General features: G+C 53.2%; 24 protein-coding genes. 14 read left to right on the top strand and 10 right to left on the bottom strand.

The genetic code is table 11. The annotated features are described in order from the left end of the window. The first annotated feature begins 259 nt into the window (after window positions 1-259). The 5 genes from ACOOFE_RS07970 (at window position 260) to flaF (ending at window position 6,319) form a co-directional block, all read left to right on the top strand. Window positions 260-1,783 carry a flagellin gene (locus ACOOFE_RS07970; RefSeq protein WP_420414464.1) on the top strand — a complete coding sequence of 508 codons (1,524 nt, stop codon included), beginning with the start codon at window positions 260-262 and terminating at the stop codon, window positions 1,781-1,783. A gap of 385 nt (window positions 1,784-2,168) precedes the next feature. Continuing rightward, window positions 2,169-3,698 carry a flagellin gene (locus ACOOFE_RS07965; protein WP_420414463.1) on the top strand — a complete coding sequence of 510 codons (1,530 nt, stop codon included), beginning with the start codon at window positions 2,169-2,171 and terminating at the stop codon, window positions 3,696-3,698. Between the two features lie 286 nt (window positions 3,699-3,984). Further along, window positions 3,985-5,475: a flagellin gene (locus ACOOFE_RS07960; protein ID WP_420414462.1), complete on the top strand. Its 1,491-nt coding sequence runs from the start codon at window positions 3,985-3,987 to the stop codon at window positions 5,473-5,475. Between the two features lie 90 nt (window positions 5,476-5,565). Then, window positions 5,566-6,057: a flagellar biosynthesis repressor FlbT gene (flbT, locus tag ACOOFE_RS07955; protein WP_420414461.1), complete on the top strand. Its 492-nt coding sequence runs from the start codon at window positions 5,566-5,568 to the stop codon at window positions 6,055-6,057. Then, the gene (flaF, locus tag ACOOFE_RS07950) at window positions 5,942-6,319 is read left to right on the top strand and encodes a flagellar biosynthesis regulator FlaF (protein ID WP_420414460.1); all 378 of its coding nucleotides are present in this window, start codon (window positions 5,942-5,944) and stop codon (window positions 6,317-6,319) included. The genes flbT and flaF overlap by 116 nt, the downstream gene beginning before the upstream one ends. A 447-nt stretch (window positions 6,320-6,766) precedes the next feature. Here flaF and ACOOFE_RS07945 read toward each other — a convergent pair whose 3' ends face one another. The 4 genes from ACOOFE_RS07945 to ACOOFE_RS07930 form a co-directional block, all read right to left on the bottom strand. Further along, entirely contained in the window at window positions 6,767-8,296 is a 1,530-nt protein-coding gene (locus ACOOFE_RS07945; RefSeq protein WP_420414459.1) for a flagellar protein, read from the bottom strand. Between the two features lie 3 nt (window positions 8,297-8,299). Next, on the bottom strand, window positions 8,300-10,186 hold the full coding sequence (locus tag ACOOFE_RS07940) for a flagellar hook-associated protein FlgK (RefSeq protein ID WP_420414458.1): 1,887 nt from the start codon (window positions 10,184-10,186) through the stop codon (window positions 8,300-8,302). Window positions 10,187-10,255: 69 nt separating this feature from the next. Further along, entirely contained in the window at window positions 10,256-11,689 is a 1,434-nt protein-coding gene (locus ACOOFE_RS07935; protein ID WP_420414457.1) for a flagellar hook protein FlgE, read from the bottom strand. A gap of 61 nt (window positions 11,690-11,750) precedes the next feature. Further along, window positions 11,751-12,005, bottom strand: a complete 255-nt coding sequence (locus tag ACOOFE_RS07930; protein WP_420414456.1) for a hypothetical protein — start codon at window positions 12,003-12,005, stop codon at window positions 11,751-11,753. On the opposite strand from ACOOFE_RS07930, the gene ACOOFE_RS07925 reads away from it, so the two are divergent. The 8 genes from ACOOFE_RS07925 to ACOOFE_RS07890 all read left to right on the top strand — a co-directional run bounded on the left by ACOOFE_RS07925 (window position 12,006) and on the right by ACOOFE_RS07890 (window position 20,283). Next, complete coding sequence (locus ACOOFE_RS07925; RefSeq protein ID WP_141185929.1) at window positions 12,006-12,851, top strand: AAA family ATPase; 846 nt, start codon at window positions 12,006-12,008, stop codon at window positions 12,849-12,851. A gap of 23 nt (window positions 12,852-12,874) precedes the next feature. Next, the gene (locus tag ACOOFE_RS07920) at window positions 12,875-13,414 is read left to right on the top strand and encodes a hypothetical protein (RefSeq protein ID WP_420414455.1); all 540 of its coding nucleotides are present in this window, start codon (window positions 12,875-12,877) and stop codon (window positions 13,412-13,414) included. Between the two features lie 50 nt (window positions 13,415-13,464). Then, the gene (locus ACOOFE_RS07915; protein WP_420414454.1) at window positions 13,465-13,992 is read left to right on the top strand and encodes a SixA phosphatase family protein; all 528 of its coding nucleotides are present in this window, start codon (window positions 13,465-13,467) and stop codon (window positions 13,990-13,992) included. Between the two features lie 70 nt (window positions 13,993-14,062). Next, entirely contained in the window at window positions 14,063-15,556 is a 1,494-nt protein-coding gene (locus ACOOFE_RS07910) for a YcjX family protein (protein WP_420414453.1), read from the top strand. Then, entirely contained in the window at window positions 15,553-16,611 is a 1,059-nt protein-coding gene (locus tag ACOOFE_RS07905) for a YcjF family protein (RefSeq protein WP_420414452.1), read from the top strand. Before ACOOFE_RS07910 ends, ACOOFE_RS07905 begins: the two co-directional genes overlap by 4 nt. A 190-nt stretch (window positions 16,612-16,801) precedes the next feature. Continuing rightward, window positions 16,802-17,836 (top strand): polyphosphate kinase 2, encoded by a 1,035-nt coding sequence (gene ppk2, locus ACOOFE_RS07900; RefSeq protein ID WP_420414451.1) that lies wholly within the window; start codon window positions 16,802-16,804, stop codon window positions 17,834-17,836. A 121-nt stretch (window positions 17,837-17,957) separates the two neighbouring features. Next, window positions 17,958-19,133, top strand: a complete 1,176-nt coding sequence (locus ACOOFE_RS07895; RefSeq protein WP_420414450.1) for a vWA domain-containing protein — start codon at window positions 17,958-17,960, stop codon at window positions 19,131-19,133. A 19-nt stretch (window positions 19,134-19,152) separates the two neighbouring features. Next, on the top strand, window positions 19,153-20,283 hold the full coding sequence (locus ACOOFE_RS07890; RefSeq protein WP_420414449.1) for a hypothetical protein: 1,131 nt from the start codon (window positions 19,153-19,155) through the stop codon (window positions 20,281-20,283). Window positions 20,284-20,351: 68 nt separating this feature from the next. Here ACOOFE_RS07890 and ACOOFE_RS07885 read toward each other — a convergent pair whose 3' ends face one another. The 3 genes from ACOOFE_RS07885 to ACOOFE_RS07875 form a co-directional block, all read right to left on the bottom strand. Next, window positions 20,352-22,331 (bottom strand): diguanylate cyclase, encoded by a 1,980-nt coding sequence (locus ACOOFE_RS07885; protein ID WP_420414448.1) that lies wholly within the window; start codon window positions 22,329-22,331, stop codon window positions 20,352-20,354. A gap of 364 nt (window positions 22,332-22,695) precedes the next feature. Continuing rightward, window positions 22,696-23,124 carry a universal stress protein gene (locus tag ACOOFE_RS07880; RefSeq protein WP_141185921.1) on the bottom strand — a complete coding sequence of 143 codons (429 nt, stop codon included), beginning with the start codon at window positions 23,122-23,124 and terminating at the stop codon, window positions 22,696-22,698. Between the two features lie 73 nt (window positions 23,125-23,197). Continuing rightward, a complete protein-coding gene (locus tag ACOOFE_RS07875; protein WP_141185920.1) occupies window positions 23,198-23,986 on the bottom strand; it encodes an AraC family transcriptional regulator in 789 nt (262 codons plus the stop codon). 136 nt (window positions 23,987-24,122) lie between these two features. On the opposite strand from ACOOFE_RS07875, the gene ACOOFE_RS07870 reads away from it, so the two are divergent. Then, window positions 24,123-25,349, top strand: a complete 1,227-nt coding sequence (locus ACOOFE_RS07870; RefSeq protein ID WP_420414447.1) for an MFS transporter — start codon at window positions 24,123-24,125, stop codon at window positions 25,347-25,349. Between the two features lie 62 nt (window positions 25,350-25,411). Here the strand turns inward: ACOOFE_RS07870 and ACOOFE_RS07865 are convergent, their stop codons facing one another. The 3 genes from ACOOFE_RS07865 to ACOOFE_RS07855 all read right to left on the bottom strand — a co-directional run bounded on the left by ACOOFE_RS07865 (window position 25,412) and on the right by ACOOFE_RS07855 (window position 26,772). After that, window positions 25,412-25,732 carry a 2Fe-2S iron-sulfur cluster-binding protein gene (locus tag ACOOFE_RS07865; protein ID WP_420414446.1) on the bottom strand — a complete coding sequence of 107 codons (321 nt, stop codon included), beginning with the start codon at window positions 25,730-25,732 and terminating at the stop codon, window positions 25,412-25,414. Between the two features lie 111 nt (window positions 25,733-25,843). Next, window positions 25,844-26,206, bottom strand: coding sequence for an Hpt domain-containing protein (locus ACOOFE_RS07860; RefSeq protein WP_420414445.1), 363 nt, complete (start codon window positions 26,204-26,206; stop codon window positions 25,844-25,846). A gap of 251 nt (window positions 26,207-26,457) precedes the next feature. Beyond that, window positions 26,458-26,772 (bottom strand): hypothetical protein, encoded by a 315-nt coding sequence (locus ACOOFE_RS07855; RefSeq protein WP_420414444.1) that lies wholly within the window; start codon window positions 26,770-26,772, stop codon window positions 26,458-26,460. Between the last annotated feature and the right edge of the window lie 103 nt (window positions 26,773-26,875).

Below are 26,875 nucleotides of genomic sequence, written 5' to 3'. Positions count from 1 at the left end.
AATTTTCGTCCAAGCGGGCCTTCCTCAAACCCCGCCTCCTCCGCTTTTTTAATCAAAAAAGCTCCGCAGCCTCCCCCGGCCCAACCCCAAGATTTCCAACGTGAAAAGCGCGCCGAAACGTGGGTGGTGTTTCGCTATCTGAAAGCCGATTAACACCCTGTTAACCATAGAATGCGAGACAAATAGTAATTGTTATTTTTAACAATGTTATTTTTGTCATCTCAGGAAGAGATGTCATGGCCCCAGGAAAGGATTTCCTATGTCGTCCATCACGATCTCCGCCGCCGTCCGGCAGAACCTCCTCACCCTCCAGTCCACAGCCGACCTCATGTCCGATGTCCAGAACAAACTGGCGACGGGGCAAAAAGTGAACTCGGCTCTCGACAATCCAAACTCCTTCTTCACAGCGTCCAGCCTCAACGCACGCGCTGGCGATCTCAGCACCCTGCTCGATGACATGGGCCAATCGCTTCAGACGATCAAGGCAGCAGACGAAGGAATTCAGACCATCACCAATCTGGTCGAATCTGCAAAAGCAAAAGCCAACCAGGCTCTGCAGACCCAAAGCCAGTATGAGCGCAAACAATTTGCCGCCCAATACAACGACCTGCTGACGCAGATCGAAGACGTAGCAAAAGACAGCTCCTATAAGGGCAAGAATCTCCTCGCTGGTGCAGGCAACGACCTGACAACCATTTTTAACGAGGATTCGACTTCAAAACTGACCATGGAAGCGGTCGACTACACCGAAACCTCACTGTCCAACGGATTGAATCTCTCGGACCTAACCGAGGGCGAAGGTGGCGCGACTGCATTCAATCTGACCGGCGGGAAAATCACCGTAACGTTGACCGGCGCAGATGGAACGCTGAATACCAGCTCCAAACTACATGAATCAGCCGATATTGCCGCCACAGATGGCTTGCAACTGGTCGATACAAGCGCCACCGCAGCCACGGCGCTGACCTCCGTCGTCACAGCTAGCGCGACCGTACAAGAACTCGTAGACCAACTGAACAAGCAGGATGGTGTTCGCGCCGAGTTTGATGATAAAACCGGAAAACTCACCATCTATAGCAATGAAGATATTGTCTTGACAGAAGATGGCGGCGCTCTTTCAGCTGCAGTAACGCTAGGTGGTGTCGCGGCATCAGTAAATGCCACCGATTATGCTTCAACTACGGCCAAGCTAGTAGATAGCGCATCCTTTGCCGCTGGAGACACCCTGACCCTTACCGATGGTAACAACTATGAATTGGGGTCACTGGAAGTCGATGAAAACACGACAGTTGGCGACCTCGTCAATTTTGTGAATGACTTCCAGGGTGTCGATGCGTCCTTCAACAACGCAACTGGAAGGTTTAGCATTTTGTCTGAGACGGACCTTACATTGGGAAGTGAACGCAACGGCAGTACGAACACCGACTTCAATGCCACTGACTTTACCGCTAACACAACCGGAGTTCAGCTACAGGCACTGGCAGATTCCAGTTTTGCCACGGACAATGCAATCGACAGAGTTGTTGACCGGCTGAACAATGCACTCTCAACCTTGAGATTCCAGGCATCGGAGTTCGGCACCAACCTATCGACTATTGAGCACCGCCAAGACTACACAACAGCAATGGTCAACACGCTTCAAGAAGGTGCCGGTGAATTGACGCTGGCGGACACCAATATGGAAGGGGCGAATCTGCTGGCGCTGCAAACCAGGCAGCAACTCGCCTCAACCTCCCTCTCCTTCGCCTCTCAGGCAGATCAGACGGTTTTGTCACTGTTCTAAAGAGGTTAGCCTTAACCATATCACCACTGGCTGGTGTACAAATCAATCAAAGCGGGCCTCCGGGCCCGTTTTTTTTGCATTTTTTTTTAAACTCTTAATCCGCGCTGCTTCTCACGGCCATAATCGGCAGAATTCTGCGCCATGCGACCTCCACGCGCGTTAACCTTTGCACATCCAGGCACTTAAATCATTGTTATTTTTAACAATATAAATGACACTAATCTTGTATATATATTGTTATTTTTTGCAGAATTCATTTTTCGATTTACTAGCCATTAACCTCGTTTTTCAACGAATTTACCATTGATTAAGGTTAACAGGGAATTCTCTACTCAACCTGCTCAGGAAGAGCGGCTGTACATGTGACCCAGGAAAGGGATAAACTATGGCAGACATTACCCTGTCGGCTGCCGTGCGGCAGAACCTTCTCACTCTTCAATCCACTGCAGACTTGATGTCCGGCGTCCAGAACAAACTGGCGACTGGATTGAAGGTGAATTCAGCTCTAGACAACCCGAATTCCTTCTTTACAGCGTCGGGTCTGAACGCCCGTGCCAGCGACCTGAGCAACCTTCTGGATGACATGGGTCAGTCCGTGAACACCATCAAGGCCGCTGATGACGGTATTCAGAGCATCACCAAGCTGGTGGAATCGGCAAAGGCGAAAGCCAACCAGGCTCTGCAGACCCAAAGCCAGTACGAACGCAAACAATTTGCCAAGCAATACAACGAGTTGCTCAGCCAGGTGGAAGATGTCGCGAAAGACAGCTCCTACAAAGGCAAGAACCTGCTCGCTGGTACCGGTAACGATCTGCGGACCATCTTCAATGAGGATGCCACCTCCCGCTTGGATATCTCCGCCATCGATTACACAGACACGTCTCTGTCTAACGGCCTCAACCTCTCAGACATTGTCGAAGGTCAAGGCGGCGCAACTGCGTTCAACCTTTCTGGTGGCAAAACAACCATCACCCTGACCGGTGCAGATGGGTCTCTGAACTCCAGCTCGACATTGAGCGAATCCACAGCGATTTCGACAACGACAACGCTGCAATTCATCGACAATGCAGCCTCCGGCACCCCGACTGTAATCGCGGGTTCCCAAGTAACAGCTGGTGCAACCGTTCAGGACCTCGTCAACTCCTTCAACGCGGTTGAAGGTGTGCGTGCAGAATTTGATGAAAGCAATGGCCAACTGACCATCTACAGCAACGAAGATCTCTTGATCAACGACACTGCGGCTGCGTCTGTTTCTGTTGCTTTGACCATCGGCGCTGCGGGTAGTGTTAATGCCTCCGCGTTGACCTCCGCATCGACACTCACCGACAGCGGCTCGTTCAAAGCAGGTGACGTGATCGCCCTGACGGACGGCAACAACTACGAGCTTGGCTCCCTGGAGATCGAAGCAGATACAACTGTTGATGATCTTGTTAACTTCATCAATGACTTCAACGGTGTAACTGGCGCGTTCAACAACTCGACCGGCCGCGTCAGCATCACATCGGAAACCGACCTAACGATTGGCAGTAAACGCGACGGCGCCAATAACACCGACTTCGCAAGTGAGGATTACGCCGCCACGACCAACGGCCAACTTAGCCTTTCGGCATTGACCGACTCCGGTTTTGCGACAGACTCTGACATCAATCGCGTCGTCACCCGGTTGAACAATGCACTCGGCAACCTGAGAACTCAGGCTTCCGAATTCGGTACCAACCTGTCCATCGTGGAAAACCGTCAGGATTATACCCGGGCGCTGGTTAACACGCTCCAAGAAGGTGCCGGTAAGCTGACCTTGGCAGATACCAACGAAGAAGGCGCAAACCTTCTGGCTTTGCAGACAAGGCAGCAGTTGGCATCGACATCCCTCTCCTTCGCCTCGCAGGCGGATCAGACGGTACTGTCCTTGTTCTAAAAGAAGAATCAGTCGCACAGACTGCGGCATCTACAAAAACAGAAACGGCGGGCCTTTTGCCCGCCGTTTTCGTATTTCTCAGCATATTACTTATGAAGGCGTATTTTTTTTATCCTTAAAATTCAATGCCTTAAAAGAAAGCTTTTGGTAACTTTCATTTACATAACGTTAAACAGTGCATCACCGATTAACTTTCCGTTTAGATTTACGGCAAAGGACCAGTCTTGCTCATGAGATGTCCGGGATGGCCTTGCCGAGTACTGAACAGGATATGCGGTGAAATCAGATGCCTGATATTGTTCTTTCCAGCGCGGTCCGCGACAACCTTTTGTCGCTGAAGAAAACTGCAGGTTTCCAGGAAACCACCCAGAACCGTCTCGCGACGGGTTTGAAGGTGAATTCGGCGCTCGACAATCCAAATTCCTACTTCACAGCGCAAACACTCAACGACCGGGCCGGTGACCTTTCCAATCTTTTGGACAATATGGGTCAGGCAGTTCAAACGCTGCGGGCCGCGGATGACGGCATCACCTCGATCACCAAACTGGTGGAATCGGCAAAAGCGATTGCCAACCAGGCGCTGCAGACATCCAGTGAGTACGACAGACGCCAATTTGCCATCCAATACAATGCCATTCTCGAGCAGATCGAAGACATGGCAAAAGACTCCAGCTATAAGGGCAAGAACCTTCTGGCTGGCGCTGGCAATGAGCTGGAGGTCATCTTCAACGAAGACAGCACCTCCAACCTGACGGTTAATCCGGTCGACTACACGGACACGACGCTTGATCAAGGCCTCAACCTAGACGATCTGGCGACTGGTGGTACCGGCACGTCGTCGTTCAACATGTATGGTGGCACTGCACAGCTGACTTTAACGGGGCTTCAAGCCTCTTCGAACTTAACAGATTTGGCCGCTTTTGCTGACAACAATCACGTCATGGTCACTGACGGTTCGACGACAACTACTTTGACCGTCGGCGTGGATATCGTCACAGTTCAAGACTATGTAGATGCGCTTGACGGCCTTTCCGGCGTTCATGCATCATTTGATGAAACGACAGATTCCATCACTCTCGTCACCGGCCTCAACAGCAACGTAACAATCACCAAAGACGCCAACGGTGGCGGTTCAACGTCCGACGGCGGTATCACCGCGGGCGCGACGACACTGACAGCGACTGCATTATCAGCCACAAATACCCTTATCACCTCGGGCGGCTTCCAAGCAGGCGACACCATAACCATCACAGACGGCAACGGTTTTGAGCCGGCATCACTTGAGATTGATGCTGAGACCACTGTTAGTGATCTGGTGAATCTGATCAACAATGTGAAGGGCCTGAGCGCAACATTTTCCGGCGGTAGTGTCAGCTTGATCGGCGACGTTTCCTTCAACATCACCAGCGACAATGCCGATTACAATCGCATGCGACTAGCTTCCGCATCAGGAACAGTCGCCTTGAGCGCGACAGCATCGGAATTCAAGACCGATACAGACATTGAACGCGTACTCCAAGCGATCAATGCGTCGCTGGATGAGCTGCGAAATTCCGCGCGAACACTTGGAACATCGTTATCCACTGTTGAGATTAGGACCGACTTTACCCAGAATATCATCAATACGCTTGAAGTCGGCGCTGGAGACTTAACAATTGCTGATATGAACGAAGAAGGCGCAAACATGCTGGCCCTTCAAACACGTCAGCAGCTTTCGTCAACGGCCCTATCCCTAGCGAACCAGGCGGAGCAAAGCGTTCTGAGCCTATTCGGCTAGTGGGCAAAGCCTAATCCGTCCGGTACCGGGTAAAAGTGTTAACCTATTTGTTAACGTTTGAAACCGATACTCGAAAGTGGAGGTCAAGAAATGGCGCTCAAGGTCGAGCTTAAGCCAGGCGAACGCATCATCATTGGCGACAGTGTCATTACCAATGACAACCAGCGCACCCGCCTGTTTATCGAGGGCCAGGCACCAATTCTGAGAGAAAAGGATATTCTCACACCAGCCACTGCGGATACACCGGCCAAACGGGTCTATCTCGCCGTTCAGCTGATGTATCTATCCACCGACCTGGAGAAGATTAAGGAAGATTACTTCACCCTGGTCAATGACATTGTGAAGGCCGCGCCGAGTACCATTCCTTATGTGACAAGGATTAGTAACTCAATATTATCCGGATCCTTCTATAAGGCACTGAAAGAAGCTCGTAAGCTCATCGAGTATGAAGGGACGCTGATCAGTCATGTACAAACAGGCAGCTCAGGCCTACCAGAAAACAGCACAAGTGGCAGCGGTGTCACCGCGGGAGCTGGAAGCGAATCTGCTGATGAAAGCCGCCGCCCGGCTTCAGCTGATTAAGGATGAATGGGACGACCTTTCCCTGGCCGAAGTCGACGACGCCCTGATTTACAATCGGAAATTGTGGACTGTCCTCGTCACGTCTGCGACCAGTGATGACAGCGCGTTGCCACAAGATATCAAGAACAACATCGGGTCACTTGGTGTCTTTGTCTTCAAGCAGACAATGACAGTAATCACCACGCAGGACCCTGAGAAGCTGACGACCTTAATCAGCATAAACCGGACGATCGCAGAAGGATTGCGCGCTCAGCCGGAATAAGCTTTTACGCCGTAAACATGTTAAAGGCCGGTTGCTGATGCGACCGGCTTTTTTTGTACTGAAGACGTTTTCCAGTCACATCCAATGCCGCATGTTCAAACGCAGTCTGGACATGGAGCGGGCCACGTTAACCGGGAAACATTGGACCGTTATGTTTTTTCTGCCTTGGCGGGTTTGGTGGCGCGGCGCAGGTCAACAAAAGCAAAACAGGGCCAATGACAAAAACTCGTCCAGCCTTTTCAAAACGTGAGAGCTGGGTGCATCGGCTATATCCCGCTGATTGAAAGGGGCATCGCACCGCTTTGCACGGTACCGAGCGAACTGAACTCAAATCGACATCATAGGAATACGATTATTGGTAACATGCTCTAGCCGGACAGATTAAGTTTCCCTCAGCTGCAACAACAGTGAGAATTTATATGAGGCCCTATGCCACGTATAGAACGGTTACCTTAGATAATCAGCCAGGTTCAAATTAAACACGATGGCAGATGCGTTGTAGGAGACCTCAATATTGGTCTGCAGGTGCAGTATCTCGGCTGCCAGCCGGTTCTGATCAATTCCTTCGATCTCACCGATGGTCGCCTCATAAGTGTTCTTCATCTGGACATGACGTTCATCGGTTAATGCGGTTGTCCGATGAGCAATTGCAATGTCTGTCGCAATATCTACAATTCCAGATTGGTCGATGCCTGCGGGTTGAAGAATTGTCCGCAGATCTGCCGATAGAGCATTGTAATACTCTTCATCGATCTGCGCCCCGCCTGAAAAATCGGCTGCTGCAAATGTTGCCAGGCTCTGTATGAGCTCCTTCAATGGCTTTTCGTTCGCCCGGACTCCGTATTCAACGGTTAGATTCGTATCGACAATTGCGTTTTTATCGGTTCTTGGATCAGTCGTCGTCGTATTGCGGCCTGTATACCACCCGAGAGTATCCGTCGCACCAGAGGTAAGTGCGGTCGCTGTCGTATGCGGCGGCCCATCAATGCGCTGCGGCACTTCGCCATTATAAGTGCTAAAAAACTCATCCGATGCCCAGATATCCGATGCCGCTTTCAGCGTCGTCCGCGCCGCGTCCTGCAGCTCAGTTTCGATCGCATCGCGTAAGTTTTGCGCTGTAACCGCCAAATCGGCACCAATCGCAAAGGTTCCTTCGACCTCATTGTTTGTCGCAGCGGTCAACTTGATTTTTGTTGTTTGCGTGTGCGTTGGCGGCAATGTCAACGTGATCTCAATCTCTTCGCCCAAGGTCGGCTGACCGGTAAATTGGACATCGAAACTGTCCGGGTCTGCTGCTAGAGGACCCGTTATCGCAACATTCGTCAGCGTGGATGTGACTGCGGAGATGTCAAACCCGAAATCATGAGCTCCATCTTCGGCAATGGTAAATGTAGAATCGATTGGGCCCGGAGTTGTTGTCAGCGCTGAGACAGTCATACGACCGTTGTTCAATGCGCCAAGGTTTGCCTGCGAAAACTCACTCATGTAGTCCTTCAGGCCGGACAAGCCGTTGGCTCCATCCATGATCGCATTAAGCGCCTGAACCGGGTCCGAGACCGCATCAGTCCCTCCAAAGGGAAAATAACCGGCAACTTCGGTGTTCAAAATGTTCAGCGCTTCATTAAGCAGCAATTCAGCACGCGACTGAGTCTGTGTTTGACCATCGCTTTGGATCACAAAGTCATTGGTATCCATTGCGGATTTGGCATCCTGGCGGATATCTTCCAGGCGGTCGAGCGACACAGTCATCGTCTCGAGGTGCAGGTTCGAAATGGTGATTGTGTCCTGATACGATGCGATCAGGCTGACTTTTTGGGTCAGCTGTATGTCTAAAAGGCGCCGGTCTCCAACTTCGCCATAAGTCGTGCCGACTTTCCCACTTGCCAGCTGGGTCGTTTTTTCTGTCAGCTGGTTTTGCAGGTCAAGCAGCTGATGCGTTAGGTAGTTCCGGGACGTGGAGATGGATGAAACAGGCATAATCTACCTCACAACGTTCAGAAGTTCTTGCATCAAGTCATTGATGGTCTGCATAACCCGGGCATTTGCTGAATAAGCATTTTCAAGTTGGACCAAGAACGCCATTTCAGCATTCAGATCGACCGAATAACTTTCTTCATAGCGTATCGCGAGGTTTAGGGTCAGCGCTTCTTTGGAATCCGAATAAGTTTTGGCGTCAGCCGCCTGGTTGCCCTGATAAGCAACCGTCTGATTGATGTAATCCAGAACGGTGCCCTGATACGGGCTAGAGGCACTGCCGATCCCGGCATTCGGATCGAAGTAGGCGGTATCGCTAGTTAAAGCGTTCAATAGGTACTGCGCCCGCGCCGGATCGTTCTCAGTGTTGGGCGTGGGGGTTGTCTGGTAATTGACCAGCAATGAGCCGTCAGCAAGCAGCGCCGGATTTACGCCGATACCACGGGCAAAGCCGACACGTTGCCCGCCATTTTCAAGAGAGTCAGTGAAAATCTCCGTACCATTCCGCTGATCAACGAAGATCGAAAGTCCTAGCCCCTGGTCGCTGTTGGCCGTTGGGGTCACGTTCTTCGATAGGCTATCCAGAGACGGCAATGCGGCCTTGTTGCTATCAACAATTTGAAGCTCATCTCCACCGGTTTTTGACACGGCCAACCCGGCAGGCAAGCCGCCCAGCGCCGTTACAATATCATCAATGTATGTGGCCAGCCCGGTCGAAATATCGACGCCAAAGACAGTATCATTCGGGTTGTCTGTCGCGGTGTTGGCTAAGGGCAACAAGGATGCGTCGGTAACAGCAACGATGGTGATTGAGCTTTGGGCGCCGGCGCCGTCCGTGTAGGTCAACTCCAGCGTATCACCAGCCTGCAGGTTCGAAACATCCAAAGTTTGCGTGACTGTCGCTGTTGTACTGACCGCTGTGGCGTTCGTGGTTACTGTCGAAAAAGCCAGCGACAACTCCGCTGCAATCGTATCGAGTTGTCTTTGTGCCTCAATCAGAACGTCATCGCGCAACTCCATGGTCGCAACCATGAGGCCGGTACCGATCGTCCTATCCGATCCCGTTGACCCGGCCGGAATGATATCAAATGTAGCACCGCCTGCAGTCGTTGCAACCACTGCATTTCCTTGCTGATTAGCACCCAATTGATTGGTCGGCTGAAATGCAAGAGTTGCCGCGTTGCCATCAGAGAACAACGGCTGGCCGTTTTTGCTTTGAATGAACAGCGTGTTTTCGCTGGTCTTGCTGACATTGATATCAAGATAGCCAGAAAGCTGCTCTACGAGGCGATCCCGTTCGTCTTCCATCTCCGCACTGGAGACACCTGCCTGGGTCGCATCACGGACGGATGCATCAACAGCTTCTATGCTGGACAGAAGATTGTTGACCGTCTCAGTCTGACGGGCAAGAGCAACATCGGCTTCCTTCCTTAAATCAGCAATCTGCTGATAAGAAGAATTCAACTCCCGGGCAATCGCATCCGCGGCTGCAACAACTTCTTGTTGGGCTGCGTAATTGCCGGGCTGATTGACCAGTGCCGATAAAGATGATGTGAGTTCGCTGGCCAGGGCGGACAGACTGGTCTGGTCACCGATTGTTCCGAAAATATCATCAAGCCGGTCGGTAAAGGCAGCAATCTGCTTGCCATAGTTGGTATCAGCAAGTGATGCAAAATAGTCAGCTTGGATCTCTTCGTTGATGACCCGGCTGATTTCATTGCTCACAATGCCGGCAACATTGCCTTCGCCATCAAAATAGGCATTTGCGGAAACTGTTTTTTTGGAATAGCCGGCAGTATCGGCATTAGCGATGTTTGCAGCGGTGACATCGATCTGACGCTGATTGAAACTTATGCCAAAAACCGCGGTATTCAGGGCGCTTGAAAGACCCATAGCGGCTACTCCTCAGATTTACTTAAGTTATTGCGGTGGCCGGCGGGTCTCCCGCCGGCCGGCAGGTCATTAGCGGACCATGTTCAGGGCGCTGTCCAGCATCTCATCTGCCGATGTGACGATCTTGGAGTTTGCTGAATAGGCCTGCTGAGTGATGATCAATTTGGAAAATTCGTCCGCGATATCCGCATTGGACAATTCCACGGCATTTGAAATGACCGCGCCGCCGCCGGACAGGTCAGCGTTGCCGGAATCCGAGGTTGCAGCAAATGCAGCGCCATCGACCCGGCGCAGGTTCTGCTCAGCTTGGAAAGTCGCCAATGGGACTTCATAAAGAGCCCGCGTCTGATTGTTTGAGTAACTGGCAATAACACGGCCAGATTCATCAATCGCAATATTGCTGAGCTCACCAGCGGCATAACCGTTTTGACTCAAGTTGACCGACGTCGCGATGCCATCAGGATCGGCGAACTGGGTCAGAGATCCATTCGCAAAGGAAATCGTAATGCTATCGGCTGCACTGGCTGCTGTACCAGCAGTCACGCCACCAACCGTTATAGTGTCAATCGTGAAGCTTGTCGTGCCCGTGGTGGTCACACCCAATCCAGCAGTTGCGCCTGTATTCGCCAGCGCTGTGACTTGGCCAGTGCCATCGAACGTAACATTCCCAACTTTGTAGTACGACGTACCAGTTTCACCGCCGGTATCAATATACATACTCCAAACTTCAGCGCCGGCAGTGTTATCAACTTTAGCCCAACGGATATTCAAAGGAACTTCAGAACCGTTTGAATTGTAGGTCGTAACCGAACCGCCGGAAATCGAGGAATTCAGAAAATCAGCTTCAAGTGTACCGGTATCGCCGATCTCGGTTGCTCCAAGGTTCGGACCAGGTGCACCATTGGCACCGTCGTTCAACAGTTCAGAGTTAGCAACGGTCGAATCGTAGTTGGTCGTCGCAGGAACCCGCGGCAAGCTGGCCTGATAGTTTACAGTCGTTGTCGCACTGGCAGGTAATGGCTGGCTGTTTATCTGAATTACGGATGGAGTATCACCGACTGGGTTGCCTGTTGTAGCATCCAGCGGAAACCCTTTCAGGTAATAGCCGGCCTGGTTGACAAAATATCCTTCTTTGTTGACCTCAAAATCACCGGCGCGGGTGTAATAGGTATCATCTGCAAAGGTTGTCGATCCATCAACAAAATCCGCGGCTTGGGTTACAACAAAGTACCCCTCACCGTTGATCGCCATATAGGTATCAATGTCGTTTGACGAGATATCACCGGACACCGTGTTGGTTGCCCGGGAGGTTGCATATGTTGTCCCAGATACTTGACTTGCCTGGGTAGACCCTCCGCCCGACACAAGATCTGAGAACGTCGTATCGAGACGCTTGAAACCAATCGTCTGCGAGTTCGCCACGTTGCCCGAAATGTTTTCAAGCGCTTGAGCTTGCGCTGCCAATCCAGAAACGGCCGAGTTAATCGCCCCGTAGATACCCATGTTTCGTCCTCTTGATCTGCATGGAGCACACCCCTTTGCTAAGGCATGCCCGGTCTCGGCCTTAAAAAGCAATTGCCGTGCCAAACGAAAGAATCAAAAAATATTCCTTTATTTTCAAAATTTTACGCGAGACACCAGCATTACCCCGCACATCTCCCAGGCAGGCAACATCTGAAACAGAGGGGCAAAATCTTCCCGCCCGACCGGCAAGAGTCTCCTGTTTGAAACGGCAGAAACCGTCATTGAGCAAAAGCTGACTTGCAGAACAGGCTTCTGCCTGCCACTTTTCGGCAACGACAATTACAGGGACAGCCATATGCGCTTTGAAGGCACCGAAGATTATATCGCTACTGAGGATTTGAGAGTTGCGGTCAATGCCGCCGTCGCTCTGGAGCGACCGCTCTTGGTAAAGGGTGAGCCAGGCACCGGAAAAACCGTTCTTGCCGAACAGGTGGCACAGGCGCTGAATGCCCCGCTGATCGAATGGCATGTCAAATCGACAACCAAGGCTCAGCAAGGACTATACGAATATGACGCCGTTTCCCGTCTGCGGGACAGCCAGCTAGGCGATGAGCGCGTCAAGGACATCAACAACTACATCCGCCGGGGCAAACTTTGGGATTCCTTCACAGCGCCGGAAAAACCGGTCCTCTTGATCGATGAGATCGACAAGGCAGACATCGAATTCCCGAACGATCTTCTTTTGGAACTCGACCGGATGGAATTCCATGTCTATGAGACCGGTGAAACTGTCCGTGCAAAACAGCGCCCGGTCGTGATCATCACATCCAACAATGAAAAAGATCTGCCGGATGCGTTTTTGCGCCGCTGTTTCTTCCACTTCATCAAGTTTCCGGATGCGGAGACCATGACGGAGATCGTTGAAGTTCACTTCCCGGGCATCAAACAACGCCTTTTAAAAGAAGCCCTGCGATTGTTTTTCGAAGTTCGTGAAGTGCCGGGTTTGAAGAAAAAGCCTTCAACATCCGAATTGATCGACTGGATCAAACTGCTGTTGAACGAAGACATTGACCCCGAAACGCTCCGCCAACAGGATAGTGGCAAATTGATTCCGCCCTTGCACGGCGCGCTTCTGAAAAATGAGCAGGACGTACATTTGTTTGAACGCCTTGCCTTCATGGCACGCCGCGAGCGGGGTTAGTTGTCTTTCGGGATACATACACGATGCCATACCTGTTCCTGATCTTTCTGCTAAGCCTCGGTTTGGGCTTATTCAGCGCCGGACGACCTGCAGCATACGCCCAGGTGTCACCAGAAGCAGAAGCAGGCTGGCAAAGTGATGTTGAGGGCCTTCGGCATTTCACCGGCCTCAGATGCCCGGATGTGATTGGCGCCTTCTACCGCATCAAGGTCATGGAAGGTGATGGCTCTAGCCTGGCTGGCTGCATCTATACCGGCCGGGACGGCATCACCGCAGTCCTGCGGATGCATCTACAAGGCACCGGACGCCGCGAAGCGGTCAATTTCTCCCGCAGCTACAAAGCAGCCAGTTTTGAGGCCATTCAATTGAGCGGCGCCGCCGCGTCTGGCATTTCCTTTAAAACCGGGACACGCGGGCCGGCAACTCAGTGCGAAACACTCTGGCATTTTGCTGGAGCAAAATCGGATTTCACCCTTTGGATGGCCTACACATTACCGACTCAGGAAGTTGATATCGGGCCGGCGATCGCATCCTTTACCGATGCGCTCGCCCGTCAAAACTAATCCCAAACCAAAGCGCGGCTTCGACCAGCATCAGACACAGGGGCTTACTCATGCGGCTCTATCTCTTGAGACACGCAAAATCGGATTGGGGCGAGGAAAGCCTCCGCGATTTCGACCGCCCCTTAAATACACGCGGTAAATCAGCTGCCCGCCTGATGGGCCGGTACTTGCAGGACAACAGCCTCTTTCCAAACCGAATCCTGTGTTCGACATCCCAGCGGACCCGCGAAACGCTGACCCGCATCTTGCCCTATCAGCCACAGGAAGCGCAGATCCACCTGCTGTCCGATATATATGATCAGGGCGACCTCAGTTATACGAGCGTGATCCGCCGCCATGGAGGGCGGGCACAGCAACTGATGATCATTGGCCACAATCCGGCAACTGAGCAAACAGCTATTGAGCTGGCAGGCACCGGCGCCCCCAAAGCGATGGCCGACTTCAGGATCAAATATCCCACCGGGGCTCTTGCCGTCTTCGACTTCGACATCGCGGACTGGGCGGACTTGCAAACCGGGACGGGGCATCTTGACCGGTTCATCAAACCCCGTGATCTTTCAAGCAAACTGGACGAATGATCGCAGGCGGCACGGCAAGATTTGCATGTCCCAGGCCTGACGCCTACATGAAAGTCATGGAGGCCCCTACTTGACCCCGCTCACGACCCTTGCCGAAGAAGCCCGGCTGACCCTTGCCAACCTTACCGGTGCTGCCAGTGATCTAACCGTTCCAAGTCTGCGTCTTGGAGTGACCGGCCTGGCTCGGGCCGGAAAAACCGTCTTTTTGACTGCCCTGGTTCACAACCTCGTCCACGGCGGCAGGCTGCCGGTGTTCAGCGCAGCAGCAGGTCAGCGCATGACCGGCGCACGCCTTCAACCACAACCCGACGATGCAGTGCCGCGGTTCGACTATGAGAACCATGTTGAGGCACTGGTTGGAGAACGGATCTGGCCGCAATCGACCCGCCAGGTGTCCGAGCTCCGCCTGACGATCGAATTCGAAAGTGCCTCCTACATCCATCGGAAACTTGGCCCTGGCCGCCTTCATCTGGACCTGATCGACTATCCTGGCGAATGGCTTCTGGACTTACCCCTGCTCGACAAGGATTACGCTGCTTTTTCCGCTGAAGCTGTCGCGCGTGCGCGCAAGGAGTATCGCTCAAGCATCGCCGGGAGTTATCTGGAAGAACTTGCCCAAGCGGACCCGAAATCGGACGAAAGTGAACAGACCGCGCAGCGGCTGTCTTCTGCCTTCAAAAGCTACCTGAGCGCTTGCCGGGCAGATACTCATGCGCTCTCCATGCTGCCCCCTGGCCGGTTCCTCATGCCGGGAGATCTCGATGGATCCCCTGCCCTCACATTCGCCCCACTTGATATTCCAGCCGATGCAGGCCCGACTCGCGCTGGCACCCTACGGGCGATGATGGAACGGCGCTATGAGGCTTATAAGACCCATGTGGTCCGGCCTTTCTTCCGCAATCATTTTGCACGGCTTGACCGGCAGATTGTTCTGGTGGATGTCCTTCAAGCGCTGAATGCCGGTCCACATGCGATCCAGGACCTGGAAATCGCGTTGAGCGAAGTGCTCTCCGCCTTCCGGCCCGGCCGGCGCAGTTGGCTCTCCTCAATCCTGTCCCGCAAGATCGACCGGATCCTCTTCGCTGCCACGAAGGCCGACCATCTGCACCGAAGCGACCACGACCGGTTGGAAAAGATCACAAAAAGGCTGGTTGCCCGGGCAGCGGACCGAGCGCGATTTAGGGGCGCAGACGTGGATGTGCTGGCAATGGCCGCCGTCAGGGCAACCCGCGAAGCGACGGTGCGCCATCAAGGGCAAGATCTGCCGGCCATTCTCGGCAAACCGCTCCCGGGTGAGGCCGTTAACGGCGAGGCTTACGATGGTGACACGGAAATTGCGATGTTTCCCGGAGACTTACCGGAAAACCCGGACTCACTTTTCAAAGAACTTGAATCAGGGTTTGAAGACACTCAAGCACCGCTTCAAAACACATTTTCAGAGCTTCAGTTTCTCCGATTCCGCCCTCCGGAACTGGACACAACAGCAGAAGGCCTGACCTTGTCCCTGCCCCACATCCGCCTGGACCGGGCCCTAGAGTTCTTGCTTGGAGACCGTTTAGCGTGACTGATGCCACTTCCAAGCCATCCCGGAAACCGACCGCCTTTCGCCTGGACGACGATACGGTCCACCTCAAGGATGCGCATACCGATCTTCCACCGGTGGACGGCATCCTGATATCTCAGGACACACTGGATGAAGACGATCCGCGTTTGCCCCGCTCGGCGAGCACGCCAAAATCGGGCCAAGGTTTTGCCAAGTGGTTTTTCATTGGCCTTGGTGGCCTGATCTCGCTCAGTATTGGCCTTGCCATCGACAGCCTGATCCGTGATTTGTTTGCGCGCACCGACTGGCTCGGCTGGCTGGGTGTGGCACTCACGGCCCTGGCGGTCCTTGGGCTAGTCGGTTTGATTGCGCGCGAACTTGCCGGTGTCTTCCGGCTCAAGCGCATAGACGACTTGCGCGACCGGCTGCAGTCCGCCGCAGATGATGATGACGCCCGGGCGGCCCAGGCAGGAGTGAAGGATCTCCTATCACTTTATCAGGACCGTCCGGAAACCGCGCTTGGGCGCAAGACACTCGCGGGGCACATGCGTGAAGTGATCGACGGCCGGGATTTGGTGAAACTGGCGGAGCGGGATCTTCTAAGTCCACTAGACCAGGAAGCCCGTAAGATTGTCATGAACAGCGCCAAGCGTGTCTCTCTTGTCACCGCTGTCAGCCCACGAGCTGTCGTAGATCTTCTGATGGTCCTGTTTGAGAACATGCGCACGATCCGCCGCCTGTCGGCACTCTACGGTGGCCGGCCCGGCACACTCGGCTTTATCCGGCTCGCCCGGCATGTGGTCACGCACCTAGCCGTGACTGGCGGCATGGCCGCAGGCGACAGCCTAGCCTCGCAAGTGCTGGGGCACGGCGTGGCCGCACGTCTCTCAGCCCGGCTCGGCGAAGGTGTGATCAACGGGTTATTGACCGCCCGCATCGGCATTGCGGCCATTGCGGTCTGCCGCCCAGCGCCGTTTGTTGCCACCAAAGGCCCGACCGTTTCTGAATTCATGGGAGAGCTGATTTCTTCTGAGGAAATCGACAGCAATCAGAAGAACGGAAAACGAGTAACCTAGCCTCCCCTCACGGTTAAATTGCCGCCTCAATCGATAATTACAGGAAACCCCGTAAGTAGTATTGATTATACGAAATATTCACTTAACCAAATAAATAAAACAATAATCCAAGAACTTAAATATCGAAGCAAATAAACACTATATTTCCTTTGCTGGCTTAGTCCTTTTCTCAACGACGAGAGGACAGATCATGGCAGCAGAGACACTTATTTCCCCCGCCCAAACGAAGAATGCCAACACCGACCGGGTCAAAAAGACAGCTGTCAAACGCTCCCGAAAACCGGCAGCGGCAAAACCTCAAGCGGTTAAAGAAGCGTCCGGCGCAAACCGTCTTCATGAGCTTGGCCAAATGCGCCACGACCCGGCTGCGATCAATCAGTTTTTTGAAACCGGCGAGTACCCCTACGCCAACAAGATGAAGCGCGCGCCTTATGAAAAGCGGAAAGCCGCGCTGCAAGCTGAACTCCTAAAAGCCCAACAATGGGTTCAGGACACCGATCAACGCATCATCTTGATCTTTGAAGGCCGCGACGCAGCCGGCAAAGGTGGCACCATCAAACGCTTCAACGAGCATTTGAACCCGCGCGCATCTCGTATTGTGGCCTTGCAAAAACCGACCGAGCGCGAAAGCAAGCAATGGTATTTCCAGCGGTACATCGAGAACCTGCCGTCTGGCGGTGAAATGGTGTTCTTCGACCGCTCCTGGTACAACCGCGCCGGCGTTGAGCGGGTCATGGGGTTTTGTTCACCCAATCAATATCTGGAATTCATGCGCCAATGCCCGGATGTTGAACGCATGCTCGTGCGTGACGGTGTTTTGATGTTCAAATACTGGTTCTCCGTGACCCAAGAAGAACAACGGCGCCGCTTCAAGCAGCGCGAAACTGATCCTTTGAAACAATGGAAGCTGTCGCCGATCGATAAGGCGTCTCTCAACAAATGGGACGACTACACCGAAGCGAAGGAAGCGATGTTCTTTTACACCGACACCGCCGATGCGCCTTGGACCATCATCAAGTCGGACGATAAAAAACGCGCCCGCCTAAACTGCATGGAACATTTTCTGTCGTCTCTGCCCTATCCGGGCAAAGACAAACATGTCGTTGGCCACCCCGACCCGCTGATCGTCGGCATGGGCCATCACGTCATCGGCCGTGACAACCATATCCTAGGAAAAACCCTGCATCCCGACATCAAAGGCGGCCGCTCCTGCAACGGCAGCTAAGCAAGCTACAAAGGGCGTCAAAATGACAGAAAACGGATCGGCCCTGCCCGGTCCGTTTTTGTTTCATCTTCAAAACAGACTTGCTCTCGACACTCGCTTTTCCCGCCGCTAATCTGCCGCGATGTTCATCACCTTTTTTTCCGAATTGAAATCGGCCGGCATTCCGGTGTCCTTGCGCGAATATCTGACGCTGATGGAGGCGCTGGATAAGGACTTGGCGGAGCGCAGCGTCGAAGATTTCTATTATCTCGCCCGGCTCTCCCTGGTGAAAGACGAGAGCAATCTCGACAAGTTCGACCGGGTCTTCGGCACCGTCTTCAAGGGCCTGGAGCTGATGAGCGATGTGCCGGTCACCGACTTGCCGGAAGAATGGCTCAGGAAACTCGCTGAAAAACATCTGAGTGAAGAGGAAAAGGCGCAGATCGAGGCCCTTGGCGGCTTTGAAAAGCTGATGGAGACGCTCAAGGAGCGCCTGAAAGAACAGGAAAAGCGGCACCAGGGTGGCAACCGCTGGATTGGTACCGCCGGCACCTCCCCGTTCGGTGCCTATGGCTACAATCCGGAAGGCGTGCGGATTGGCCAAAAGGAAAGCCGGCACCGGCGGGCGGTCAAGGTCTGGGACAAGCGCGAATTCAAAGACCTTGATGACACCCAGCTGCTGGGTACCCGTAATATTCAGGTCGCCCTGAAGCGGTTGCGGAATTTCGCCCGCACGGGCGCGGCTGAAGAACTCGATCTTGATCACACCATCAAGGCAACCGCCCACAAAGGTCTCTTGGACATCAAGATGCGCCCGGAACGGCACAATGCGGTCAAGGTGCTGCTGTTCTTCGACATCGGCGGTTCGATGGATGACCACATCCGCGTCTGCGAGGAGCTCTTCTCCGCCGCCCGTTCGGAATTCAAGGTAATGGAGCATTTTTACTTCCACAACTGCCTCTATGAGACGGTCTGGAAGGAAAACAAGCGCCGCCACACCGAGCGCCTGCCGACCATGGATGTGCTGCACAAATACCCGTCCGATTATAAGATCATCTTCGTCGGTGATGCCTCCATGAGCCCCTATGAAATCGCCTATCCGGGTGGCTCTGTGGAACACTGGAACGAAGAGGCTGGTTCTGCGTGGATGCAAAGGATCACTGGGCTTTACAACAGTGCGGTCTGGCTCAATCCGGTGCGCCAAGAACATTGGCGTTACACGCCGTCCATCCAGATGATGCAGGAACTGATGGAAAACCGCATGTTCCCGATGACGGTGGAAGGCTTGAGCGACGCCATGAAGGAACTGGCCCGCTAATAGTCAAGGGAAGGCGAAAATGAGCACGTCTGAAAACAGGTCGCCCCCTTCCCAAACACCCGTCGCTCACGCAACGACGACCGGCATGACTGGTGGCGGGTTTTATAATGAAAACTCGACACCCCAATGGGATGCGATCGCTGCAGTGCTTCCTCTATTGGAGGAAGCTGCGGCTAGTCTTCCGTTGGACGGGTCAGGTCCGGTTACGTTGGTGGATTTTGGGTGTTCTGAGGGCCGCAACTCCATTGCTGCCCTCGCAACAGCCATCGCTGCGCTACGCCCGTTGACAAACCGGCCGATCCAAACCATTCACTCGGACCTGCCGACCAACGATTTCTCCAGTCTGCTGCGCACCCTTCGGCCAGACGGACAATCCGTATTTGGAAGTCCGGACGTTTATTCGTCCATTGCCGGCGGCTCTATGTTTGATCAGCTGTTTCCGGCACAAAGCCTTCATCTAGCGACGAGTTTCAATGCCATCGGATTCCTGTCTCGAAAACCGGTGGCGCAACTCCCAGGATACATTCTCCCAAACGGACCCAGCGCTGTCCGCGCCAGCGGTTTTGTCTCAGAGGAGGACCGGACTGCTTTCTCTAATCTTGCAAGAGCAGATATCGCCACTTTTTTAAAAGCGCGGGCAAAAGAGCTCGTACCCGGCGGAAAACTGCTGCTTCAAGTGTTCGGCGGCAACGAAACGGCCCGAACCTGCGATGGGATCTACGACCTCCTAAATGATGCGGTGCTGGCGTTCGTCGAAGATGGGACAATCTCGCGAGACGTCTATGAAGCTTATTACCAACCGGTCTATTTGCGCTCGCTGGATGAGCTGACAGGTCCGGTCACCGATCCGGTTTTGGGCGCTGCCGGGCTTTTTGAATTGAACAAAGCGACGTCCTACGAAATCCCGGTGTCATTCAACACGCAATTTGAGGCGGATCAGGATATCGACCGCTACGCCAAGGGTTACGTGAATTTCTTCCGCGCCTTCACGGAAGCTGTGTTGAGGTCAGCACTTCCAGATGACGGTGGAAAGGATCTCTTGGTCGAGCGGATCTTCGCCAAAGCTGAGGAACTTCTAAAGAAAGATCCGCAACTCTACCCCTTCCGGTATATCGCTGTTGCAGTGCTCTTAACTCGCACGGCTGATTGACATGTCGACAGACTTTATTTCTTCCTGGCAGGCATCCCTTCATCAGGCCGCCCTTTATCGGCAAAGACTTAAGAATTGGCCGCCAGTTTTCTGCGACCGGTTGGTGTGTCTTGGTCGGAGTCAGTATCATACGAAGTTGTATCGGCTGCGGCATCGGCAATATAGGCGCTCAAATCAGCTTCGGTATCGGCCTCCTCCTCGTCTGAGATGCTGGCAAGGGTCACTCGATTTCTTCCCCCGGCTTTTGATGCATAGAGAGCATCGTCCGCAGACTTGATCAGCTCCTGCGGCATAGTTCCATGTTTAGGATGTGCGGCAACCCCAAGCGAAATCGTGATCCGTGGAAGATTCCTTTCGCCATAGCGTACTGTAATAGCTTCGACTTTTGACCGAAGGGTTTCAGCAAAATCGGCCGCAAATTCTTCTGAAGCCTCCGGCAGCAAGATCATGAATTCTTCGCCACCCAAACGGCACGGCAGCTGATCGCCATCACACGCCTCTTCAAGAGCCGATCCAACAGCCCGCAACACCATATCACCGGCGTCATGACCATGATTGTCATTGAACTTTTTGAAATGATCCACGTCGACTGACACCAGTGAAACCGGGTGGCCTTTGTACTTGGACGCTTCCAGATGCTTGCGCAGGCTGTCTGTGAAGTGGCGGCGGTTATAAAGACCAGTGAGCGAATCCCGGATAGACTGATTGTGCAGCTCATCGCGCATTCTTGTGTTGGCAATCGCAAGACTGATTTGCTCGGCAGCCATTTGGGCCAGTTTCCGCCTCTTGGCGAAGGTGGTGCTTTCAAGTTCTTCAGCAGGTGTTAGATGCATTAACCCAACAGTTTCACCATGCGCCAGGATTGGCAGGCACACATAAGCCCCTTTTTCCTGCGGATCGACGTGATCACAAGTGAAATTGATGACGTTGTCGCCGTGAACATAGGTCCGGCCGCGCCGAAGACCCCAGCATGTGTCCGGCCGGATGTGATCTTCCAATTTCGCGCCATTCCATGAGCACGCACCGTCCAGCACATCCCTTGAATTGGAATAGACGTAGATAGAGCCGCGGCAGTCTGGGAGCAGTTTGGTCATGAATTTGCTGACCATATGAAAAAGTTCGTCAAGCGAGTTCGACGATTGTAACCATTCATTCAGTTCGGAAAGCAGTTTGATTTCCTGGTTCAATGCCTGCTGGCGCTGTATCTCCTGCTGCTCCTGCTTCTGCATCTGCAGCATCTGCTCCTTGAAGGCATTGAAAGCCCGGCCAATATCACCAATCTCGTCTCGCCGTTTGCTGGATAGATTTGCCTCATAATCCCCCCGGGACAGGCTGTAGAGCGCATTGACGACTTCCAACAGCGGTGCCGCAATCGTCCGCCGGCCGATTACCATGGCAAACAAGAAGGACAAAACAGCGGATCCTAGGGAAATGGAAATGGTCAACTGAAGAGCCTGCCTTTCATGCGCAAGCGCCGCATCGGCGGCCTCTTTGGCAAGGGCCTGAACCCGGAAAAGAAGACTTTCCAATTCCCGGTCGAACGCAGTATGAGCCTCTTCGACATTGGCAAGAACAGCTTCAGCTTTTTCGATTTGCCCAAGCCGTGCATGGTCAAGCGCTTCCTGGGATGTCACCCCGTAGCGGATGTTTTCCTCCGCAATCTTGCTCAATATATTGATCACTTTAGTGAATTCGGTGACCTGTACATCCGTTTTTGCCAGGAGCAGAGCTCCACGCGCAATTTCCATGGCCTCGCCGAACTCTTCGTTGATTTCCACTGATAGGACTGAAAAGCGGGCCTCTGCCTCGGCGATGGTTTTTTTGGTGCTGTAACTGCCATTCGCCCGCAAGCGCATCATGCGCTCCATAAGAAGCGACTGTTCCAGTCTGTGTGTTGTCACATGACCAAGGGCTTCGGTCAGTGGCACTTCGGCTTCGGCCACAAACTGGATTTCCTGACCAATCTGCCTGATCTGGTAGATCCCGACACCTGACGCGGCCACCACAAAAAATATGCAAAAAGAGACGATCGTAAGAATTTTCGCCATCACGGATGATCTGAAATTAAAAGACGATCGCATTCGAAACTCCTTGGTCACAGCCCAAGTTTCCGCAAGGAAAGTAAATACGACCTTAGGGAAGTGAGGATATCTTTCCTACAACTTGAATACGGCGAACCAGGACACGGTCGTGTTCAGCAAAAACACTTATTTATCGAAAAAATATGCAGCAATTTCAGATAGATATAAAATCTCTTTGCGCCAGGCGACAAAAGAAAAACTAGCTTAACAGAAAGTTTCAATAATCAATAAAATACACAAGTTACATAGTCAGTTTGGACAAGGAGTCGAACGCCTTAGACACCATCCTGCGACGGATATCCGCCGCAGGTTTGCTTGTTACTGTGTCGGATTATTCGCCCCGAAGCACCATGACCGAACATGGCGCATGACGAACGATATGAGCGGCGTTGGAACCGATGAAGTAGGTCGACAGACCCGGTTTGTGCGAGGTCATCAGAACCAAATCACACGATGCTTTTTCAGCTTCCTCGATCACTTCATGATAGACGGAACCAACCCGAACAGTGACATCCAAGGCACCAGCCGGCACATCCAGGGCATCGCCAACTTCTTGCAAGATGCCAGCCGTTTCCTTCATTTCGCGCTCTTGAAAGCCCTCTGGTAACTGGCTGGCAACAAAGCTCTGAACCTCCGGACAAACAGCGAGCAAATGGATTTTGGCACCATAGTCACGGGCAAGTTGCGAGGCTTTGGCCAATGCGTCATCGGCGAATTTCGGTTCGGCAGGATCTATCGGAACTAGGATTTTCTGAAACATGGCACGCCTCCTTTATTCAATTGTGAGAAGAGTCATGACGTTCTGACCGTTTTTATGCCATGAGAAATGTCAATTAGCCTTCTGGTTGTCCAAAATACCGCCCCGGTGTCACCCCAAAAGCCTTTCGGAAGGTGGCGACAAAAGCGCTCGGCCCTTCATATCCAAGTTTATGCGAGACATCAGAAACGCTACGCCCAGCTGCCAGCAGTTCCAGGGCCCGGAACAATTTCACCTGCCGGCACCAGGTCCGGTAGTTCATGCCGGTCTCTGCCTTTATCCGCCGCTCAAAGGATCTCACGGACATGGCGCTCTTAGCGGCTGCCTCAGCGAGCGCCGGGACATGTGCGGGACAGCGCACCAACCCATCGCACAACTCTCTCAGTTTTGGATCTTGCGGCATTGGCAATTGAAGGGGCGCTGCCGGCAGCATTTTCAGTTGATCCAAAATGACGTCCGCGATCCGCCCGGCAGGTCCATCAGCGGTTTCCGCGCGCGGGTAGGACATGAACTCCAGAATCAAGGCACGCAACAAGGTTGTCACTTGAATGACCTGCGCAGTCTTCGGCAAATCCTGGGCGTAGTCGTAATTGACATAGACGAACCGGATGTCCGTATCAGTCAGATACCGGGTTTCATGCGCAATCCGGGGAGGCAGCCAGACCGCCCGCTCCGGCGGGGCGAAAAACGTTCCAATTTCGGTATCAATCGCGATTGAGCCTTTTACGACGTGAAAGAGCTGGGCTGAATCGTGAGAGTGCCAGCCATTATGGCCCGGTCCTGCTCTTTGGCTGTTGGCATAACCGATGATTTTCGCCTTCACCTCATGATCAGGAAACGCGGAAAGCTCCGGATGGATTGACATGCCTTGCCTCTTGAACTGCTACATGGATTTGGCGAAACGGAAACATATCATGACAAAACAGCGCTAACACGCAAGAGCTTTATCGCTGTAGACACAATCCGCAGCGCTGCCAGTATTCACTCTTTGGCTGAATGGAATGACCTACTTTACACAAAGCATAAACACGGACGGCCAGACCGGCTGGCGATCCCCCGCTGTCCTCTTGATGATCATGGCCGGCGCCATGCAGCTGTCTTTTGCTGCGTGGTGGAACCTGATGAACAATTTTGCCGTCCAGGAACTGGATTTTACCGGACGCGAAATCGGCATCCAGCAATCGATCCGAGAGATTCCGGGGTTCTTGAGTTTTTTGGCTGTCTATCTCCTGCTTGTCATGCGGGAGCAGACACTGGCCTACCTGTCGCTGCTTTTGCTCGGCATCGGCGTTGCCATTACAGGCTACTTTCCAACAGCGCTCGGCTTCTACATTACCACGCTGATCATGTCGATCGGGTTCCATTATTATGAAACCATGGCTCAATCTTTGTCGTTGCAATGGCTACCAAAGGCAACGGCTGCAGCCAGTATGGGCAAGATCCTTGCGGTCGGTTCCTTTGCCCAGCTGATTGCCTACGGCCTGATTTTCATCGCCTGGAAGATGTTCGACCTGTCTTTCACAGTTGTCTTTGCGATTGCGGGCGGACTGACGCTGGTCGTTCTGGCTTTCCTGATCATGGCGTATCCGCATTTCAAGGAAGGCGTGCCCCAGCACAAGAAAATCATCCTGAAGAAGCGCTACTGGCTTTATTACGCCCTCACCTTCATGGCCGGAGCGCGGCGTCAGATTTTCACGGTCTTCGCTGGTTTTCTGATGGTCGAACGCTTTGGGTACGATGTGCACGAGGTTGCCGGGCTTTTCCTGATCAACGGCGTCTTCAACATGCTGCTGGCGCCGAAAATCGGTAAGCTGATCGTGCATTTCGGTGAACGCAAGGCTTTGATCCTGGAATATGTCGGCTTGATCGGTGTCTTTGTCACATATGCATTTGTCACCAATGCCACGCTGGCAGCGACGCTCTACGTCATCGATCACGCGTTTTTTGCGATCGCGATCGCAATCAAGACCTACTTCCAGAAGATCGCCGATCCAGCAGACATTGCGCCGACAGCTGGTGTTGCCTTTACAATCAACCACATAGCCGCAGTGTTCATCCCGGTTCTGTTCGGCTTGATCTGGCTGATATCCCCGGCAGCAGTCTTCCTGGCTGGTGCGGCTATGGCAGCCGTCAGCTTGTTCCTCGCAACTTTGATCCCATCAAATCCGGATGATGGGCGAGAAGTCGACTGGTGGTTCAAGCGGCCTGTTGCCCAACCGGCAGAATAGCCTGACAAAAAAAGCCCGCCGGAGCATCCCGGCGGGCTTTTTATCTCAATAGGTTGACCGTCTTAGGCCTGACGCTCAGGAACATGAACAACCAGACCGTCCATTTCGGCCGTCACCTTGATCTGACAAGACAGCCGCGACGTCGGCTTCACTTCATAGGCGAAGTCGAGCATGTCTTCTTCCATCGGTTCGGCAGAACCGGTTTTGCCCGACCAGGCGTCGTCGACATAAACATGGCAGGTAGCACAGGCACAGGCACCGCCGCATTCGGCCTCAATGCCTTGCACCATGTTCTTGATGGCATTTTCCATAACCGTGGAACCTTCCGCAGCGTCCACATCGGTGCGGGCCCCATCGGCGGTGACAAAGGTGATTTTTGGCATAGTCGCGTCCAAGAATAGAAATAGGTCTCTCGTCGACCCGACATAAAGGTTCCCGACAAAAGGTCAAGGACCATGCCGTATTTGCGCTTGTGTAAGCCGCTTGGAAGACCGTTAGCCTTCCAGTAGATCGCAGATATATCCGTTGGCTTCGTCCACAGCCGCCACCAAACGTTCTGTCGGCGCATCTGCGACGGTTTTCATGTTCCCTTCCAGGCTCTCGCATGCCGTGGCGACGCGCTGCGCACCAATTGCCCGCGCAGATCCTTTTAAAGTGTGCACCAGATCCATGCGCGCAGCTGTGTCAGTCTCGCTCTCAAGCCTTTCAAGGGTCAACCGTGACTGGGACTTGAACAGATGCAGGACCTGAACCTCCAGATCCCTGTTGCCAAGCGTATTTGTGGCCAGTTGCACCAGATCAATCGGTGCTTCGGGACTGGCGCGGCCTGCAACGCGCGCCATCGAAGAAGGGGCCATGAGGGTGCTCCGAAATACTCGTTACCTGCCTGACGGCACCCTGCCGCAAGCTTTATCTGCCCCTGAGTGTGACGCGAAGACCCAAACGCACGGTTAAATCAGACCCCAACAGACCGTGTTTGCGCCCATGTCCCCAAAAAATTGCTTTTTTGGTTAATGGGCTTTAACTCCCGCCGCTTGATTACACTAAAAAAAGGCTTGCAAATCGGCAGCTTTCCTGAATCGCTAAAATTTTAATAGAATGATTCGCATTAACGTTCTTCGTTTTTTTGACTTGCGGTCAATATTTCGAGTGCGTCAGGCGTGAGCTTACAAACCAGCCAATCAGGCTTGATTGGGTTGGAAAACCAAGGCTCTGCCCACCCCGCATCGATACAGGAACGGATTGTACGAACCGGGAACTGACGCCCTTGATCATCAAACAGAGGTAATTTTCCGCCAGGCTGACTCACTCCACGTTTCAACCACCGCTTTTGTGCAGGGGTTAATTTGCCCGCATCAAGTTCAAATCTTTTTATCCCCTTCGGGGCACCTTCCGCAGCGTTCACTTCCTTCATTTTCGGCATCAGACCCCTCTCCTAAGTGATTCAGGCCATTGCTGTTTCTTGTTCGTTAGGAGAGAGTGTGCCATTACAGGAACTAATGCGGCAAGATGGGGAGTGTGCTGTT

Source organism: Roseibium sp. (assembly GCF_965216085.1).
Classification (GTDB): Bacteria; Pseudomonadota; Alphaproteobacteria; order Rhizobiales; family Stappiaceae; genus Roseibium.
The sequence above is the reverse complement of the archived record's forward strand: the minus strand, read 5'-3'. Positions and strand labels throughout refer to the sequence as shown.